General features: G+C 45.5%; 16 protein-coding genes. 8 read left to right on the forward strand and 8 right to left on the reverse strand.

From position 1 onward, the window contains the following. Nucleotides 1–38: 38 nt before the first annotated feature. Nucleotides 39–1532 (reverse strand): TolC family protein, encoded by a 1494-nt coding sequence (locus tag LZG74_RS14420; protein WP_233797256.1) that lies wholly within the window; start codon nt 1530–1532, stop codon nt 39–41. 116 nt (nt 1533–1648) lie between these two features. After that, nucleotides 1649–2884 carry a nucleoside recognition domain-containing protein gene (locus LZG74_RS14425; protein ID WP_233797257.1) on the reverse strand — a complete coding sequence of 412 codons (1236 nt, stop codon included), beginning with the start codon at nt 2882–2884 and terminating at the stop codon, nt 1649–1651. 134 nt (nt 2885–3018) lie between these two features. Here LZG74_RS14425 and LZG74_RS14430 point away from each other — a divergent pair, with 134 nt between their 5' ends. Then, nucleotides 3019–3486, forward strand: coding sequence for a hypothetical protein (locus LZG74_RS14430; protein WP_233797258.1), 468 nt, complete (start codon nt 3019–3021; stop codon nt 3484–3486). Nucleotides 3487–3563: 77 nt separating this feature from the next. On the opposite strand, the gene LZG74_RS14435 is transcribed toward LZG74_RS14430, so the two are convergent. The 5 genes from LZG74_RS14435 to LZG74_RS14455 all read right to left on the reverse strand — a co-directional run bounded on the left by LZG74_RS14435 (nt 3564) and on the right by LZG74_RS14455 (nt 8745). Continuing rightward, entirely contained in the window at nt 3564–4682 is a 1119-nt protein-coding gene (locus tag LZG74_RS14435; RefSeq protein ID WP_233797259.1) for a T9SS type A sorting domain-containing protein, read from the reverse strand. Between the two features lie 408 nt (nt 4683–5090). Beyond that, nucleotides 5091–5738: a hypothetical protein gene (locus LZG74_RS14440; protein WP_233797260.1), complete on the reverse strand. Its 648-nt coding sequence runs from the start codon at nt 5736–5738 to the stop codon at nt 5091–5093. 99 nt (nt 5739–5837) lie between these two features. Continuing rightward, nucleotides 5838–6416: a Crp/Fnr family transcriptional regulator gene (locus LZG74_RS14445; RefSeq protein ID WP_233797261.1), complete on the reverse strand. Its 579-nt coding sequence runs from the start codon at nt 6414–6416 to the stop codon at nt 5838–5840. Nucleotides 6417–6525: 109 nt separating this feature from the next. Further along, on the reverse strand, nt 6526–7479 hold the full coding sequence (locus LZG74_RS14450) for a sugar phosphate isomerase/epimerase (protein ID WP_233797262.1): 954 nt from the start codon (nt 7477–7479) through the stop codon (nt 6526–6528). A 6-nt stretch (nt 7480–7485) separates the two neighbouring features. Further along, on the reverse strand, nt 7486–8745 hold the full coding sequence (locus LZG74_RS14455; RefSeq protein ID WP_026628416.1) for a Gfo/Idh/MocA family protein: 1260 nt from the start codon (nt 8743–8745) through the stop codon (nt 7486–7488). Between the two features lie 224 nt (nt 8746–8969). On the opposite strand from LZG74_RS14455, the gene LZG74_RS14460 reads away from it, so the two are divergent. Then, entirely contained in the window at nt 8970–10565 is a 1596-nt protein-coding gene (locus tag LZG74_RS14460; protein WP_233797263.1) for a Na+/H+ antiporter, read from the forward strand. Here the strand turns inward: LZG74_RS14460 and LZG74_RS14465 are convergent, their stop codons facing one another. Next, nucleotides 10566–12092, reverse strand: coding sequence for a S8 family serine peptidase (locus LZG74_RS14465; protein WP_233797264.1), 1527 nt, complete (start codon nt 12090–12092; stop codon nt 10566–10568). 132 nt (nt 12093–12224) lie between these two features. Between LZG74_RS14465 and LZG74_RS14470 the strand changes: the two genes are divergently transcribed. The 6 genes from LZG74_RS14470 (at nt 12225) to eboC (ending at nt 17637) form a co-directional block, all read left to right on the forward strand. Next, nucleotides 12225–13514 (forward strand): aminopeptidase P family protein, encoded by a 1290-nt coding sequence (locus tag LZG74_RS14470; RefSeq protein ID WP_233797265.1) that lies wholly within the window; start codon nt 12225–12227, stop codon nt 13512–13514. Between the two features lie 62 nt (nt 13515–13576). Continuing rightward, the gene (locus LZG74_RS14475; RefSeq protein WP_233797266.1) at nt 13577–13954 is read left to right on the forward strand and encodes a DUF5618 family protein; all 378 of its coding nucleotides are present in this window, start codon (nt 13577–13579) and stop codon (nt 13952–13954) included. 87 nt (nt 13955–14041) lie between these two features. Continuing rightward, nucleotides 14042–14671 (forward strand): MgtC/SapB family protein, encoded by a 630-nt coding sequence (locus tag LZG74_RS14480; protein ID WP_233797267.1) that lies wholly within the window; start codon nt 14042–14044, stop codon nt 14669–14671. A gap of 209 nt (nt 14672–14880) precedes the next feature. Continuing rightward, nucleotides 14881–15729 (forward strand): EboA domain-containing protein, encoded by an 849-nt coding sequence (locus LZG74_RS14485; protein ID WP_233797268.1) that lies wholly within the window; start codon nt 14881–14883, stop codon nt 15727–15729. Nucleotides 15730–15740: 11 nt separating this feature from the next. Next, entirely contained in the window at nt 15741–16766 is a 1026-nt protein-coding gene (locus LZG74_RS14490; protein ID WP_233797269.1) for a TatD family hydrolase, read from the forward strand. 1 nt (nt 16767) lies between these two features. Further along, nucleotides 16768–17637, forward strand: a complete 870-nt coding sequence (eboC, locus tag LZG74_RS14495; RefSeq protein ID WP_233797270.1) for a UbiA-like protein EboC — start codon at nt 16768–16770, stop codon at nt 17635–17637. Nucleotides 17638–17667: the final 30 nt, after the last annotated feature.

Here is a 17667-nt window from a genome sequence, read left to right on the forward strand (position 1 = left end):
GAGGATTAGAGGCATTAGGCTAAAAATGAAAGCCTTTTTTAAAAATCCGATAACGGACGATTCATATAAAAATCAAGGATCTTGGTCCGGAAAACGTAATCATATTTAGCCTGAACAAGATTACCATTCGCTCTGTCCAGATTTGCCTTAGCAATGTTGTATTCCACGGAGTTGATTGCGCCAACATCAAAACGAACCTGTGAAACGCGGAATGTTTCCTGTAATGCCTGCACCTGATTGGCCGTTGCCGAGTAACGCTTGGCTGCATTGTTCATATCAATGTAAGCCTGCTCCACATTTTTACGGATCGTCAACTGAACCTGCTGCGCCTGATATTCATAGGTTTTTTGCTGAATCTTGGCATTGGCAACATTGTATTTCACCCTGAAATTGGTAAAAATCGGTATGGTGAGGTTGAGGTTGACAGCCGAGTTTCGGTTGAAGTTCAATTGATCCAGATAGCGGAAAGTCCGCATTTCCCCGTTCTGAGTTCTTATTTTCTGAACGAGTGGGACTTGTTTATTGTCAATAACAACATAGTCGGTCGGGGAAATCACATCTGTAATCGTGAAACCCGTTCCATCTCCAACGAAACGTTCATCGGGCGCAGCACTTGAAAATGCTGTGTAAATCCCTCCGTTTAATGTTAAGGAAGGTAAAGCTGCGCCTTTTGCCAGATCAATGTTCGTTTTTGCTGCTGCAATGCGTAATTCCGCAGCTTGCATTTGTGGCAGATTACCGAGGGCTACTTCAAATATCTCCTGGATCGTGGCATCATAAGCTTGCAAAGTTGGGTCAGCTACCTGGATCATAACCACGTTAATAGGCTCACTGCCGGGCATATTCATAAACTGTTTCAAATTCAACTTCGCAGTTTCGAGGTTGTTTTCGGCATTAACCAATGTGAGCTCGTCGTTAGCAAGCTGCGCTTTAAGGTCGAGCAGATTGCTTTCTGCCAATGTTCCTGCCTCAACGAGTTTGGCAGTCCGGTCGACTTGAAGCTGGGAAGCTTCCACTTGCAGCCTCGCCACTCCGATGAGCTCAATGTTGGTCATCACTTGCAGATAGGACAATGCAACATTCAGCATAATGTCATTCCGGGCAGCATCCAGGTCTTTGGCGCTTGCCTTGTAATTTTCATTATTGAACTTGATATTATTTTTAATCTGAAAACCATTGAACAATGTAAGCTGCCCGCCCAGCTGATAGTTGTTCGAGTTCACATTCTGCTGCACAAACTGGTTGGTAAAAGGATCGATATTTCTACCCGAACTGAAACCCTGGCTGGCGCTGAAACTAATGCTTGGCCAGCGCTGCCATTTGGATTGGGCGTAAATGTTGCCGTTGGTCTGAACGGTAAGCTCTGAAATTTTTATGGAAGGATTGGTTTCCAGCGCAATCCGGATGCAATCTTCGAGTGAGTAAGTGTTGGCTGCCTGGCTGGTATCTTTCTGTGCGAAGGCTGTGTTTCCCGCAACACATACACAAAATACAATAAACAGCAGTGCGGATTTGCGTAACGATTTCAACATAAGCAGGTCAGAGTTAGATAATCAATATTAGTGTTTACCAGAAAAAACAGCCATCCATTTTGTACGGACGGTTGCATAGGAAGGGTAAAGGGCAATTCGTGCAGAGGTGCAAAAAATCAGTGAAAAAATAAATATCCCAGCCATATTCCGGCCAAAACGCCTATTAAATCAGCAATTAATCCGGCCACGATGGCGTAGCGGGTGTTCTTAATGCCTACTGAACCAAAATACAGCGCAACAATATACAAGGTCGTATCTGCCGAACCTTGAAAAATACACACCAAACGCCCAACGAATGAATCGGGCCCGAATTCCTTCATGGCGTCGATCATTAATGCCCGCGCGCCGCTTCCGCTGAGCGGCTTCATGAGTGCTACGGGCAATGCATCCGTGAAATCGGTGTTCATTCCGGTTGATGCAAACATCCATTTCAGTCCGTCGATCAAATAATCCATCGCTCCGCAAGCCCTGAATGCGCTGATCGCAACAAGCAATCCGACCAGATAGGGAATAATGGTTACGGATGTCGTAAAACCACCTTTTGCTCCTTCGATAAATGTTTCAAACACATTGATTTTCCGATACATTCCCCAAAACAGAAACCCTGCCACAACGCCGAGCAGCACCGAATTACCCACGAAAATGGATACCGTTTCAATCTGTTCTTTGGGAAGGCCGGATAAATACCACAGCATCAGCGCGATAATGGTCGTGATGCTGCCAAGTCCGAGCATGACAGTCCTATTGAAGAGGTTGATCTTCTGCCAGGCGGCCGTGATCAGCATGCTCGTTACCGTTGTAATGTATGTGCCCACGACACAGGGAATAAATACGTCGGAGGGGCTTTCCGCACCCAGAATGGCCCTTTGTGCAATGATAGAAAGCGGAATGATTTGCAAGCCTGAGGTATGCAAAACCAGGAACATGATCTGCGCATTGCTGGCCGTATCCTTACTTGGGTTCAGCTCCTGCAAACTCTGCATGGCTTTTAGCCCGAAAGGCGTTGCGGCGTTATCCAACCCCAGGAAATTGGCGGAGAAGTTCATGATCATCTGTCCGTTTGCCGGGTGATCTTTGGGAACCTCGGGGAAAAGTTTGTTAAAAAAAGGCCCTATAAACCTGGCGAGCGCATTAATGATCCCTGCTTTTTCACCGACATTTAGAATCCCCAGAAAAAATGTCATCACGCCGGTAAGCGGCAAAGCGATGTCCATCACCGCAACTTTGGCCATTTCCAGCATTCCTTCCGTAATTGCCTTAAAACTCTGCACATCACCGGTAAGGATAAATTTCAGAAGCGCAATGATGAAAGCAATGACAAAAAAGGATACGAAAATGTAGTTTAACGCCATAGTAAAAGTCCGGGGTGATAGGCAGGATTGGTAAAGATTTGTTTATTATGCCGAAAGTAAATATTTTATTTAATGCAAATAACAAAGGTATATTGCAAAGTAGTATCAGCGTCTCCAACCAAATTGTGAATCCAATGAAGTATTGCAGCCTTTTTATCCTGCTCACCTTATTTGCCTGTAATTCCAATACCAAAAATGAAACCAAAGACGCCCAGGGAAACGAGATCGTAAACGACACCATTCCTGCGGAAAGAAAAGTGGTCGAAAACAGCCCGGTGGCGAGTTATAGCGAAAAAGTGAAAGATCCGCTCAACGACTGGCGCTTTTCGGTGGACGTGTATGAGACGAAATCGACTTTTGATTTTTTGGTTAAAATAAAATACAAGGAACTGGACGCTGAGGACAACATTAAGATCCCGAATTTCGGCATTATGCCCAAAGTGGAAGTCCGCAAGGGAAAAGAAGAGCAATCCTGCATCATTGGTTTCTTGGATAAGGCGGGTGAATTTAAAGAATACAAGCTGGTTCAGGTGAAGAATCAGGAGTTGAAGATTTCCACCATTAAGCATTACGCAAGAACATTGTATAAAAAGAAGAAATAAAATTTAAAAAGCTTTTAAAACGCAAAAGAGCCTGATATTCAGGCTCTTTTGTCGTTCATTATGTGAGAAAAAAAAAATTAATTCAACACAACCCGCACATGCTCCCCGGCTTTCTTATTGTGAATAATTTGCAAATAATACGTGCCTCTCGGCAGATCGCTCACCGGAATGGAAATCGTCTTTTTATCATTCAAATCGTTGGTTACGACAAACTCCTCCGCTGAAACAGATTTCACTTCCTTCGTGCTTGCTTCGCTGAAAAGCTTCACCATTTCAGGCAGCACGTCGTTTTCAACTTTGTTTTCAAATGTAATGTAAATGAAGTCCTTGGCTGGATTGGGGTAAATTTCATAAACAGGCCCATTTTCCAAACAATTGTCCACGCATATCGTAACACCTTTCTTCACCGATCCAAAACAGTTGCTCGCCGTCACATCCACGCCATAGCAATTATTGACATAGGAATTGAAGTAAGCCGTGCCACCATTCGAGTTGATGATCGTATTCGCAGGATCGGAGGTGGTCCAGACGCTGAACTTCGTTTCCGGCTCGCTCGTGTAAGCATTCAACGAAACGCCCGCGCCGTTACACATGAAATCCGGAGACCCGCCACCATTCTCTGTGACCAGCAATGCACCCGGCAAAGGCGCACTCCTTTTCACCTGCACCGGCGTACTGTAAGCCGTAGTAACCCCACAAACCGAATTCGTAGCCGAAACCTTCACCGTCCCATCACTCACGCCCGTCAAATGTGCCATATTCGTACTCCCTGGCGAACTAACCGTTATCCCACCAGAAGCAACCCAATTATAAGAAGTCGTATTACTCGCCGAAGCCGTAATGTCCTTCGGAGCACAAAGTAGGATTGGACCGGAGTTGATCGTAGGAACTGTCGGGAGCGGGCGGGTGATGGTAAGCTGCGAGGAGGTTGCCAGCCCCGGAACATCGCTTCGGCTAGCAACCACTTTAATAACACCGCCAGAGCCTGCAGCCGGAGTCACCGTAATTGTATTTCCACTGCCGCTGTGACTCCACCCGGCAGGATAAGACCAAACATAACTTGTTGCATTCGTCACAGCAGGAACCGAAACCGTAATCGGCGTTTTGCCACAAGCCAGCTGATAACTGCCGGCATAAGCAATGTTATTGATCTTAATGCTGCCTGGCGTGCCTAAATATTTGATTGGGATTTCCATAATGATGGATTTCCCTGCTGGGCAAGTTGAACAATCAACGCCCTGACTAGGTACAGCTGATGTTACTTTAATTTTTCCCTTACCATTAAAATTGTCCCATTTGACATCAATGTAGTACTTTCCATCTCCTTCATATTTTGAAGGATTCATGCCATACCCTCCCAAAATAACTCCATTATTAACTTCCCAAGTGTATTTGCAATTCACACCTTTGTTGCAACTTGTAAAGGGCTCGATCTTAGTTTCATATCTGTAAACTTTTGGTCGGGAAGTGCATATTGGCAGTTAGTATTTGCGGCATTGCAGACTATACTCATGTCCTGGCCGTACGTTGAAATAGTTATGCGAAATATTGCCAATAAGAAAGTTGCGAAAGTGTTCGTGTAATTTCTCATTTTTATTTCTAGTTTACAGGTGATAGGATATGTTAATTACTTTAAGCGGATTGAAGGAAGTGTAGATATTTTTACTTTTCCACCTTACAAAATTGTCATTTAAGTCATGTGCGCGCGAAGCCTCAAATTTGACTGAAAAGGAGGTTTCGGCAGATACAGATAGACGATTTAGGATTCTGTACTTTAGTCCTATAAAAGGGTTGAGTCCAAGACCGTATATTCTTAATGGATATGACGTCTGCTTATGGTCGGTGTAATTATTTATTGAAGGCTGCAAGTCAACACCATAGAATATTTGTTGCTTTCCTGAATTGCGACGAAACTCATATCCGACTATTGCTACCACATTGAACGACTCATCCTTGACAACAGGGCGATCAATTGGATTACCCAATGTATCCGTGAGAAACCAATCTTTGGTTTTCCGAGAATCATGATTTTCTAGTGAAAACCGGAATGCACCTTTTTGTTTTGGAGAATATCTAATCATTAGATTGCTAAAAGCCCCGACCCAGCCGTGTAAACCAATATTTACATCCCACTTGTAGTCCTTAAATTCCTTACTCGCTTTTTTTGTTGTCTCAGGAGGTTTTTCCTGTCCATATACATGAATACTCAGCCAGAGCGTCCCGGCTAGAAGAAGGATAAATGTTCTCATCATGACTTTTAGATGTTTATTTGATTGATACAAATAAAACATCCATTAATCATACAATACGCACCAAAAACCCAGCTTCGTTCCTACAAAAACCCAGAAAAATCAGCGTTTGGCTTTTAGTTTGCTTACGTAATTTTCGGAGATTCCGAGGTAGGAGGCGATGTACTTTTGAGGGACACGAAGGAAGAGTTCCCTGGATTGCTGATGGAAAATATTGAGCCGCTCCTGCGCTGAGTGAAGCCGCATTTCGCGAAGCCGTTCTTTATCATGAAGGCCGAAACGCTCGGCGATGATCCTGCCGAGATGGCACATTTCCGGATGTTTGGCGTAAAGATTATACAGATCTTTGCGTGATATGCAAATGAGCTGGCAGGGTTCTAATGTCTCGATGTATTCCCTTGAAGGAATCTGGCAGACAAAACTTTCAAAGGCAAGAAAGAAATCGTTTTCGCTGGCAAACCATTCGGTAATTTCCTGACTCTTCCCAAGCTTATGGATAATGCAGCAGCCACGGGCGAGCCCGGTTTTAACGAACCAAAGTTTGTCGCAAATCTCGCCTTCGGAGAGCAGCAGCTTTCCTTTTGGCACATGTATCAGTTTGAACGCTTGCAGGAAATCCGAATAAACGGTGTCACTTATAGGGGTTAATGCCCCAAGGAAGGAAAGTAATTGTTTAGGCATAAATGGCATAGTGTGTCGTAATAATTAAGCAAGAATAATAAATTTTCTTGCTATAACGCAAAATAGCCCGGAAATTCCGGGCTATTTGCATTTATTACAATTCGTATGGTCACGCCTTAAAAACCTCGTCCATCTTCTCCCGAATGGTGAGTAACCGTTTCCGGTCGCCGCCGGCAACTTCTGCCGATGCCCAGCCTGAGTATCCGATTTTTTGAAGCGCTTTGTTTACTTCGGGCCAATTATTATCACCCTCCATAAACTCAACGTCGAACCCTTTCCAAAGACCCAGGTCGTTTTGTTTTTTAAAACTGAATTCTTTCAAATGGAGCTTTAAAATGCGCTTATTCAACGCTTCGATCCAGGAAGCCGGCCAACTGTAGCGAAGCACATTTCCAACGTCAAAATACCACCCTACCATGGGATGCTTGAAATCATCGACATACTTTGCAGCTTCCAGTGGACTTAGCAAAAATTGGTTCCAAACGTTCTCAATCGCTATTTTGACACCTGTTTTTTCCGCTATGGGAAGCAGTTTACGAATCTCGGCCTGTGACCGTTCATAGGCTTCTCCATAAGTTACAGTGGCATTAACCACACCTGGCACGACCAACACGGTGCTCCCGCCATATTCTTTGGTGTCCCACAACGCTTTTTCAATGGACTTGGCGCATTCTTCCCTTTTCTTCGGATCGGGATCCGATAATGGCAGCTTCCAGTGCATTGAATTAACAGTGCCGGGAATCAGCAAACCGGTTTTATCTCTGGCCGCAAGGACCTCCTTCATATCCAGTTTGTCTGGAGAATCCAGCTCCACACCGTCGTAACCAAGATCCTTTAACAATTTAAACTTGTCCATTACAGACAAATCCTCTTTTACCATCCCCCACATCAGGCTCTTTTTCACCATTGGTCTGGCCAATGAACTAGCAGACGTTAAGATGGGTGACCCCGGATTTGTTAGCAGTGATGCATTAGCAGCCGATGCAGTGCCAACTGTGGCAGCACCAACCGCAACGCCGGTTGCGGCAAGCGCTGAGTTTTTCAGAAAATTTCTTCTTTGCATAAAATATTATGAAAACGCCGTGATACCAGGTTTAGCAACTTCAACAACCGGCGGCTTCATATCGAAGCTGTAAGTGTCCGGACCTAATTTTTCTGTTGAGTTCATTGCTTCATCCCAGGTTACGCGCTTTCCTGTGTACGCAGCCATTCTTCCCATGATAGCGATCAATGTGCTTTGCGCCATGAATTCACCATCATTTACGTGCTTACCGCTACGGATCGATGCGAAAAGCTCGTTGTGCTCAGTTTGGTACATATCATTCTGTGCACCCGTGTATTTCCATGGATTTTGTCCAAAAATTTCATGCACGTTTCTTGCGCAGTTTACCATAGCGCGACCTTTTGTCCCGATCGTTTCTACAAGATAACTGTTTTCGCAATTGGCTTGCTGCCTTGAATGGTGGAAACCTTTTGCGCCGTTTTCATAATCGTAAACCACTGAGAAGTGATCGAAAATGTTACCGAAAAGGGAATCCGTGCGAACCTGACGGCCGCCCGTTCCTACTGCCGAAACTGGCAATTTGCCGCCCATTGCCCACGACATCATGTCAATGCTGTGCACAGCCTGCTCTACGATGTGGTCACCGGCAAGCCAGGTGTAATAAGTCCAGTTACGCAATACATATTCTGCGTCCGTCCAGCCTTGTACGCGCGGGAAAGACCACAATGTGCCTGTATCGTAAGTGTTATAAATCGCAGAAATATCACCAACGGCGCCATCCAAGATCTTTCCGAAACTCGCACGTTTTGGCTCATGATAGCGCCAGCAGAAGCCGGACATTAAGGCTACATTTTTTTGTTTGGCCAATTTAGCCGCTTCCAAAACCTTGCGGACACCGGGTGCATCCACCGCCACAGGTTTTTCACAGAAAACGTGCTTGCCTGCATTGATTGCTGCTGTCAAATGTTCCGGACGGAAATGCGGAGGCGTTGCAAGGATCACAACGTCAACACCCGAATCAAGCACCTTTTTGAAAGCATCAAAACCTACGAACTTATGACCTTCGTCCACTTTCACTTTCGCGCCGTGTACTTTGGTCAGGTTATCGAATGAAGAATCTAATTTGTCTTTGAATATGTCTCCCATTGCGTGGAGAACAACATTAGGATCTGCTTTCAAAGCTTGGTTTGCTGCACCGGATCCGCGTCCGCCGCAACCGATCAAACCTACTTTCAGCGTTTCGGCATTAACGCCTGCAAAGGCACGGTTTGGATTAAGAATAGTAACAGCTGGTAATGTGCTGCCTGCCAGCGCAATGCCCGCCATTTTCAGAACATCTCTTCGAGAAGTACTCATTGTTAATTAAGGATTAGGTGATAGATTATATGATACATACCAGATCTTTCGGAGCAATAAAGATAGAAAAATCTGTTATTTTTCCAGCAAAAGGGAACCAAAAAATCATTTTGCGTGCTCGATAACACACAAAATGTTATAACGCTGGTTTTGATTTTTGTATACATTTATATTCCGAAACTTCTCATCCCTCTATGATTCACGATAATTTACTATTAATCATTTCCCTGCTTTTCATCGTTTCAATGCTCACCATGCTGAGCGAAAAAATCGGGGTCTCCTATCCTATCTTTCTGGTAATCGCAGGCTTACTGATCAGTTTTATTCCCGGAATGCCGCATATGCAACTGGAACCCGACTGGGTTTTTCTGATATTCCTGCCCCCGCTTTTATACTCCGCAGCATGGAATACTTCCTGGAAGGATTTCTGGGAATCGAGGCGGCCGATCGGTTTGCTTTCAATTGGCCTGGTGGTTTTTACAGCGACAGCGGTCGCCTATCTTTCGAGCGCAATTATTCCCGGATTTACATTGGCAATGGGCTTTTTGCTTGGCGGTGTTATTTCTCCACCGGATGCTGTGGCTGCGACTTCGGTTTTACAGGGACTTAAAGTTCCGAAACGGGTGGTTACCATTCTGGAAGGGGAAAGCCTGGTGAATGATGCTTCCTCACTGATTGTGTTCAGGTTTGCGCTGGCGACCATTGCTACGGGTGAATTTGTACTCTGGAAAGCGGAAGTCAACTTTTTTGTAGTGGCCGGGATGGGCATTGTGGTAGGGCTTGTGATCGGGCACATTCTTTATTTTGTACACAAATATTTTCCAACTACGCCAAGCATCGATACTGCGCTTACATTCATTACACCTTATATGATGTATATCGCGGCAGAGCATTTTGAATACTCGGGCGTGCTGGCCGTTGTAAGCGGCGGGTTGTTTTTGAGCTTCCGTGCCCACGAAGTTTTTGCTTACCAGTCGCGTATGCAGAGCACTTATGTGTGGGAAACGGTTATTTTTCTGCTCAACGGCATTGTTTTCATTCTCATCGGGCTGCAATTGCCGGAAGTCATGATAGGGCTTCAAGCATACACATTGGGTGAAGTGATCTCTTATGCGGTCATTATCAGCATTGTTACCATTATTATCCGCATTATCTGGGTATATCCGGGAACATATTTACCGCATTTATTATCAAAAAAAGTAAGGGAGAAAGAAGCCAGGCCGAGCTGGCGGACGACATTCATTGTGGCTTGGAGTGGTATGCGCGGCGTTGTTTCTCTCGCATCCGCCCTGGCGATCCCGCTCACGCTTGATGGAAAAGCTTATCCGCACCGAGACCTGATCCTGTTTATCACATTTGTAGTGATCCTTTTTACGCTGGTTTTGCAGGGACTCAGCCTTCCCTGGCTGATTCGTCTGCTCAAAATTGAAGATCCGGGTGAGAACATGACCGAACAAAAAGCGATCATTAATGCGCGCCTGGCCACGGTGAGTCTGGAATATATGCAGTCCAACTATGAAGGTGAAATCTCACAATTCGAGCCTTTCAGACTTTTGAAAGACCGCTATGAAAAGATCATCGAGCTGGCCGACACGCGTTATCTGGATATCGACAACAATGCGACCATTGGTTTTGCAAGAGCTTACCGGAAAATGCTCGTGGAAATTGTGGGCATTAAGCGCGAGGAGATAAGAAAAATTCGCCGGGACAAGGTTTGTTCCGACGAATTGATAAGGACGAAAGAGAGAGAATTAGACCTGGAAGAAGCCAGGTTGAGAAACTCGGGCTGATCAATCCCAGGCCACTTCTATCACATAATTTTTCAGGTCAATGGTCGTGAAGCGCTCGCCATTCTGACGTTTCAATGCGATTTTACCATTCTGAACTTTGGCTACTTGTTGCGCCAGAACATCCTTCTCGGACTTCTTGCGGTAAATCGCTACCATTTGCTCGTCCGTATTCACATCTACATCACAACTGCGTCCTTTTGCATTGATAAGTTTTGCATTATCAGGCAAATAGGGCGCTTTTGCCAATGCCAGCGCACGTGAAGCCTGCGGCACGCCGTACCCTACAAAATTATTTCCGTATGGATACAAATGCGCCGATTTTTCAATCAGAGAAATCAGTTCTTTGTTGGTCAGTTTGGGATTTGCCTGTAACAAACAAGCTGCAAAACCTGTAATGACAGGCGCTGATAATGAGGTTCCATATAGCGAAAAGCAGGAAACATTAGGCTTTACATAAGATAAAAACTCAGGCCCTACACTGCTATAACCGATTCGGTTCCAAAGTTTTCCATTGGTAGCACCTACTGCCAGAACGCCTTTTGCATCAGCCGGGGCCGAAACTATTTCCCAGCTCTTATCATCACCTTCATTTCCGGCGGAAACAATCAGCATAATGCCTTTCCTATCCGATGCAATCTGTGCTGCCCTCGAAATAGCAGAAGTTTTACCGTCCATTTGGGAAGGGACATAATTTTCTTTTGGATCTGAAAATCCTTTGGCATAACCCAATGAAGTGTTGATCAGACGCACGCCAAGGCTGTCCATCCATTCCATGGCAGCGATCCAGTTATCTTCCTCGCCTCTGTATTCGCGCAATGAATAATCTGTTCTGGCCAAATAAAACTTGGCATTGGTAGCCATGCCATACTGGATCTCATCCTGAAAATCAACGCCGGCGATCGCTGCTAAAACCTCGGTTCCGTGCATGTCCGAAAACGATTCAGCAGTGCTGAAAAGCAATTCTCCGGCACGGCCCGGCTTTACATAATCGCGGATGCCCAGAATCCTTTTGTTCTTAAAAATCTGTGTGAGGGAAAGCGAAGAATCTGCGCCATAAAAACCAGCGTCGATCACGCCTATGGTCACGTCTTTGGCTGAAATGTTCTCTTTTGTAAAAGCATTGGCCTGAACTTGCGACATTACGGGTGCCATTTGTGCTTTTTCAATGGCTTTGGTGCGCGCAATGTAAAATCCGGGATCAATAGGAACCACTTCCTGAACAAAATCCAGCTCGCGCACTTTCATGGCCTGCTCGCTGGTCATAATGGCAGACACTGCATTCAGCCATTTGGAACGATTGATAATGCTGACAGATTGTTCGCGTAGTGCCCGCTCGTACTCGCCCTTTACAGGCAGGTCCATTTCGTCGGAAGCGACAAGACCTAGTTTGAGGCGGTTTTCAAGTGTTAATGCAGAAACAGCCGGTGCGGCGTTCAGGTCCTTGTTTTTGAGGTAAATCCAGTATTTCGGACTCGCCGACAAAATAAAAGGTGCAAAAACAAACGCAAGCAGAAACAATCTTTTCATGAATATGATCATAGTTAGGTTATATCAGTCAATCAAAAAAAGCGACGGATTTTTGCAAATTTGCCGCTCTACTATTGAACAAGATAAACGTAATTTTACAAATTAAATTACCAGTTACAAAATTTAACCCCTATGCGCTACGCCCCCATCGGCAAGGAGCTTTTTATAGAAAACCGCCGCCGACTTACCCAATTATTGAGGCCAAAATCCCTGGTTATATTGAATTCCAATGACCTTATGCCTACGAATGCAGACGGCACAATGGGTTTCAAGCAAAGTACGGATCTGTTTTACTTAACCGGCGTAGACCAGGAGGAAACAATCCTCGTCCTGTCTCCCGAACATCCCGATGAAAAGCTTCGGGAAGTCCTTTTTTTAAGGGAAACCAATGAAACTATTGCCGTTTGGGAAGGAGAGAAGCTGACCAAAGAGCAAGCCAGGGAAGTAACGGGCATCAAAACCATTTACTGGACGCATCAATACGAAACCATTTTCCGCAACATTGTTTTTGAAGCGGATCAGGTTTATTTAAATACCAATGAACACACCAGAAACGATTCTTTGGTACAAACGCGTGAGACACGGTTTATAAACGAGTTCAGGGAAAAATATCCTATCCATACATTGGCAAGGCTGGCTCCTTTAATGCACCAGCTGAGGGCTATTAAGCAGCCCAAAGAAATTGAGTTGCTTCAAAAAGCATGTGACATTACCAAACTCGGTTTCGAACGGTTACTAACATTCGTAAAACCTGATGTTCAGGAATTTGAGATAGAGGCTGAGCTGCTCCATGAATTTGTCCGCAATCGTTCCAAAGGCTTTGCTTACCAGCCGATCATAGCATCGGGTGCTAATGCGTGTGTGTTGCACTACATTCAAAATGACCAGCCGTGCAAAGATGGTGACGTGCTTTTACTGGATGTTGCGGCCGAATATGCCAACTACGGAGCAGATCTGACGCGCAGCATTCCGGTGAATGGCCGCTTTACAAAAAGGCAGCGCGACGTTTACGATGCGGTTTTGCGTGTTTTCAAAGCGGCAAAGGGAATGTTGGTTGCAGGGAATATCTGGGATGAATACCATCTGGAAGTCGGCAAAATCATGGAAAGCGAACTGATAGGGTTAGGCTTGATTACCAAAGATGACATCGCCAAACAAGATCCCGAAACGCCTGCCTACAAGAAATATTTCCCGCACGGAACTTCCCATTTTCTGGGTCTGGACATTCACGACGTAGGCAACAAATACCGCCGTTTTGAGCCTGGAATGGTGTTTACATGTGAGCCTGGAATTTACATTCGCGAGGAAGGACTAGGCATTCGCCTGGAAAATGACATCCTCATCACAGAAGATGGTAACCGCGATTTAATGGCACATATTCCGATTGAAGCGGAGGAAATTGAGGAGATGATGAACAAGTAAATGATTGCTTTTTGTTTTGTAGATTTGGTGCAGTTATTAACACACTAAAATCATCACATTACATGGGTTCTATTCAGGAAGCTAAGCGCTACATTGACAATGCAAAAGAGATTCTTCGCGACAAAGCACGGAAGGAAGACGGTTACTATCAGGATTCCAAATACGTAAAAATGGCCGGTCACACGGCTTACACCGGAATTCTGGTCGCGCTGGATGATTTGCTTGGCAAGAAAGGGAAAGGGCGAAAAGATGTGGATTGGTACAAACAGCATCTTTCCCAACTCGACAAAAAAGCATTAAATGCATTCCTGACCAGTTACCAGGTCCTCCATCTGGACATGGCTTATGACGGAGCCAAAAGCGCCAAACTTGCCGCGATTGGGCTAAACGAAGCTGAAAAAATCATCTCCTGGGTTGAAACCAGAAGTGAGGCAGCCTAGCATTGTAATAAGCATTAGTAAATCAAAAGCCGGGAGATTTAGCGTCTTTCCGGCTTTTGGTTATTTAACAACCTTTGGTTTTAGAAAATGGAGTTTTTGCCCGAAGACATTTATAAGCTGCTAGCTTCCTTTTTGCTGGGAGCTGTGATCGGTATGGAACGGGAATACCGGAGTAAGTCGGCGGGGCTGCGGACCATGATCCTGATTGCGGTGGGATCGACATTGTTTACAATCCTTTCCATTAAGATCAGTGCAGATGCGGGAAGAATTGCGGCGAATATTCTGACAGGGATTGGCTTTATCGGTGCCGGGATCATCTTCCGGGAAAATAACCGGGTCGTAGGCATTACAACGGCTGCCATTGTCTGGGTGACGGCGGCGATAGGAATGGGCATCGGTGCTGGTTTTTACGGGGTTACCATTGCCACATTCGTTATTTCAGGGCTATCGCTGGTAATCCTCGCCCCTATCCAGAAATTCATTCGCAAAAAAAGCCAGATCCGCAGTTATAGAGTCGTATGCCCTTACCAGAAAAAGACGCTGAAACTGTACGAGGAACTGTTTAAAGAGCATGACCTGACAATCCTTCAGGGCTCGCAGAGCCGTTCCGGCGGACAAATCACGGGAAACTGGACATTACAGGGCTCAGAAAAGAAACACGATAAGCTGACGCATCATTTGCTGAATGACCAGGGGATCATTGAATTCGATTTCTGATCCGTTTCCAGCAAGAGCGGGAACATTAGATTTTAATTAAAAACACATATAAAAACCCTTCTCATACGTCTTTTTAAAAGCGGGAAAGCGTTATAACCCGGTGAAGGGAAACTTTATAGTTAAAAAAAACTTTATCATTAATATAACCCACATTCAAGAGTGATTTACAAAGCCACAACCCGCGTAAATCGGAATTTTATTGCTTCGTTATGTCCGATATCATAAAACAGAATCTTTGGGATATCATCGTCCTCAACACCTCTGAATCTGAGGCTGAATGGTTACAAAACAGAGCTGCGTCGAGCCGGATGGATTTGATGACGGCTTTCGTTGCGGCACCCAGGTTTCTTTCCAAAAAGATCATTTTCATAAATCAAGATCAGCAATTTGCGCTGAATGCCGAAATCCCCGGATTTTCGGTGGAAGGCTGGTCGCTGGTCCGGCTTGCAAGGGTTTGGTTACTTACCCAGCTTGATCCTTCGGACAAAGAGGAGTATGTCAAAAACATTGAAACGCTCTTCGACACGGCTGAAATGAATGAACTGGTGGCGCTCTATGCTGCATTACCCGTGCTTTCCTACCCAGACCAATGGCTTTTCAGGGCCACCGATGCGGTCCGTTCTAATATGGGCTTCGTTTTTGATGCCATAGCATTGCATAACCCTTACCCCGAGAAACATTTCAGCGAACTGGCCTGGAACCAGCTGGTTTTGAAAACCATATTCAATGATAAGCCCATTCATTTCATAGAAGGCCTCGACAATCGTGCAAACGAGAAACTTGCAATGACACTTTCCGACTTCGCGCACGAACGGTGGGCGGCAGGAAGGAGCGTTCCGGCGCAGGTTTGGCGGCTGGCAGGCAGGTTTATGAATACAACATTACTGGCTGATATGCAGCATTTATTTGATTCGGAACAAGTTGAAGACCGCAAAGCTGCTGCGTTGGCTTGCAATGATTCCTCACTTGCCCCGGCTCATTATCTTTTGGCAAAATATATTGACCTTGAAAAATCGGTTAAGTCCGGCGCTCTTACCTGGGCCGATCTTGAACACTGACACCTAAACCTATGTGCCTTAACACTAACGATATAGCACCCAATCCTTCGCATTTTGAAGACAGCGAAGAAACGGCAACACCCGCGCACCGCGACATTGCCTGGAATGACTACAAAGACCTGATCAAAGGAATGCGCTTTTTTGACCCGCATATCCACATGGTTTCGCGAACAACCGATGATTACCAGGCCATGCATCAAGCCGGCATTGTGGCATTGATCGAGCCTGCATTCTGGGTCGGGCAGCCGCGTACGGGGCTTTCGAGCTTTAAAGATTATTACAGCAGCCTCGTTGGCTGGGAAAGATTCCGCTCTTCGCAGTTTGGCATTAAACATTATTGCACGATGGGGCTTAACTCCCGGGAGGCGAACAATGAGCCGCTGGCTGAGCAGGTGATGGAAATTCTGCCCTTATACATTTACAAAGAGGGCGTCGTAGGCGTGGGTGAAATTGGTTTTGACGACCAGACGCCCGCCGAAGAAAAATATTACCGTTTGCAGCTGGAACTTGCAAAAAAAGCCAAGCTTCCCGTGCAGATCCACACGCCGCACCGCGACAAGAAAAAAGGAACGGAACGCAGCATGGCCATTGCATTGGAACACGGCATCGACCCTTCGTGGGTGATCGTGGATCACAATAATGAAGAAACGGTTAAAAGTGTGCTGGACAAAGGTTTTTGGGCAGCATTTACCATTTATCCTTTTACCAAAATGGGCAATGAGCGGATGGTAAAAGTAGTGGAACAATATGGTCCTGAGCGTATTATGGTCAATTCGGCGGCTGACTGGGGCATTTCAGATCCGCTGGCCATTCCTAAGACGGCTGCATTGATGAAAATGCGTGGCATTTCAGATGAAACAATTCGCCTTGTTACTTACCAAAATGCGATTGATGCATTTGGCAAAAGCGGACAGATCGATGTGACTGATTTCGAGTCGGGTTATGCCATTGACCATACTGAAAAGTTTCATGGAAACAGCATTTTGAGAGGCGGACAGCAACCTGTGCCGGCCAAAGATTCATTAGTTATTAATTAAAGTGAGCAGCATAAAACCCTATCTGCAGCTAACCCGTCCTGCTAATGTTGTAACCGCATTCACCGACATTTTTGCGGGAATGGCCATTGTACAATTTACTTTTTCAGATTACAACCCTGCCCTGCTGCTCATTTCAACCATGGGTTTGTACGGCGGCGGCGTGGTGATGAACGATGTTTTCGACGCCAAGCTCGATGCCGTCGAGCGTCCCGAGCGTCCTATCCCGAGCGGAAAAGTGCCGCTGAGATCAGCGACGATGATGGGTTTAACATTGCTTTTCCTTGGCGTGCTCGCTGCTACAATGTTTAGTGCATTAAGCGGGATGATCGCCATTGTGGTGGCATTGCTAACCGTGATTTACAACCGTTTCGCGAAGCATAGCCGGATTTTAGGACCATTAACAATGGGCATGTGCCGCGGTGGCAACCTGATTTTAGGTATGAGTGTGCTACCCGAATCGTTGCAGCAATGGTCCTGGATTGCCATTTTTCCAATCTTATACATTGGTGCTATCACGCTGATCAGCCAGGATGAGGTGCACGGCGGCAAGAAAACGACGCTTTACATTGCGGCGCTCTTATATATGATCGTGCTGTTTGCCCAGTTACAATTCGCTAATGAGCATGGCAACCTGCTGTACACATTACCATTTATATTATTACATGCCTGGCTCATATTCAGGCCCTTATGGAATGCAATGCAAAATCCCGTCGGGCCGTTAATTGGTAAGGCAGTGAAGGCGGGCGTTATTTCTCTTATAGTGATGAATGCTTCGTGGTGCGTTGCCTTTGGGCTTTGGCCGCTGGCATTGCTGGTTTTGGCGTTATTGCCCTTATCAATGCTTTTAGCAAAGGTTTTTGCGGTAACTTAGTGTTAAAAATTTCTTTTTTGCGTGTTCAAT

Origin of the sequence: Dyadobacter sp. CY327 (assembly GCF_021390415.1) — a bacterium.
GTDB lineage: Bacteria > Bacteroidota > Bacteroidia > Cytophagales > Spirosomataceae > Dyadobacter > Dyadobacter chenhuakuii.

Excerpts from the sequence above, each read along its gene's own strand:
- LZG74_RS14435 (WP_233797259.1), bottom strand. The coding sequence starts at position 4,682 with ATGGAAATCCCAATCAAATATTTAGGCACGCCAGGCAGCATTAAGATC.
- LZG74_RS14430 (WP_233797258.1), top strand. The coding sequence starts at position 3,019 with ATGAAGTATTGCAGCCTTTTTATCCTGCTCACCTTATTTGCCTGTAAT.
- LZG74_RS14490 (WP_233797269.1), top strand. The coding sequence starts at position 15,741 with ATGTGCCTTAACACTAACGATATAGCACCCAATCCTTCGCATTTTGAA.
- LZG74_RS14460 (WP_233797263.1), top strand. The coding sequence starts at position 8,970 with ATGATTCACGATAATTTACTATTAATCATTTCCCTGCTTTTCATCGTT.
- LZG74_RS14450 (WP_233797262.1), bottom strand. The coding sequence starts at position 7,479 with ATGCAAAGAAGAAATTTTCTGAAAAACTCAGCGCTTGCCGCAACCGGC.
- LZG74_RS14455 (WP_026628416.1), bottom strand. The coding sequence starts at position 8,745 with ATGGCGGGCATTGCGCTGGCAGGCAGCACATTACCAGCTGTTACTATT.
- LZG74_RS14440 (WP_233797260.1), bottom strand. The coding sequence starts at position 5,738 with ATGATGAGAACATTTATCCTTCTTCTAGCCGGGACGCTCTGGCTGAGT.
- LZG74_RS14470 (WP_233797265.1), top strand. The coding sequence starts at position 12,225 with ATGCGCTACGCCCCCATCGGCAAGGAGCTTTTTATAGAAAACCGCCGC.
- LZG74_RS14480 (WP_233797267.1), top strand. The coding sequence starts at position 14,042 with ATGGAGTTTTTGCCCGAAGACATTTATAAGCTGCTAGCTTCCTTTTTG.
- LZG74_RS14425 (WP_233797257.1), bottom strand. The coding sequence starts at position 2,884 with ATGGCGTTAAACTACATTTTCGTATCCTTTTTTGTCATTGCTTTCATC.
- LZG74_RS14445 (WP_233797261.1), bottom strand. The coding sequence starts at position 6,416 with ATGCCTAAACAATTACTTTCCTTCCTTGGGGCATTAACCCCTATAAGT.
- LZG74_RS14485 (WP_233797268.1), top strand. The coding sequence starts at position 14,881 with ATGTCCGATATCATAAAACAGAATCTTTGGGATATCATCGTCCTCAAC.
- LZG74_RS14475 (WP_233797266.1), top strand. The coding sequence starts at position 13,577 with ATGGGTTCTATTCAGGAAGCTAAGCGCTACATTGACAATGCAAAAGAG.
- LZG74_RS14465 (WP_233797264.1), bottom strand. The coding sequence starts at position 12,092 with ATGAAAAGATTGTTTCTGCTTGCGTTTGTTTTTGCACCTTTTATTTTG.
- LZG74_RS14420 (WP_233797256.1), bottom strand. The coding sequence starts at position 1,532 with ATGTTGAAATCGTTACGCAAATCCGCACTGCTGTTTATTGTATTTTGT.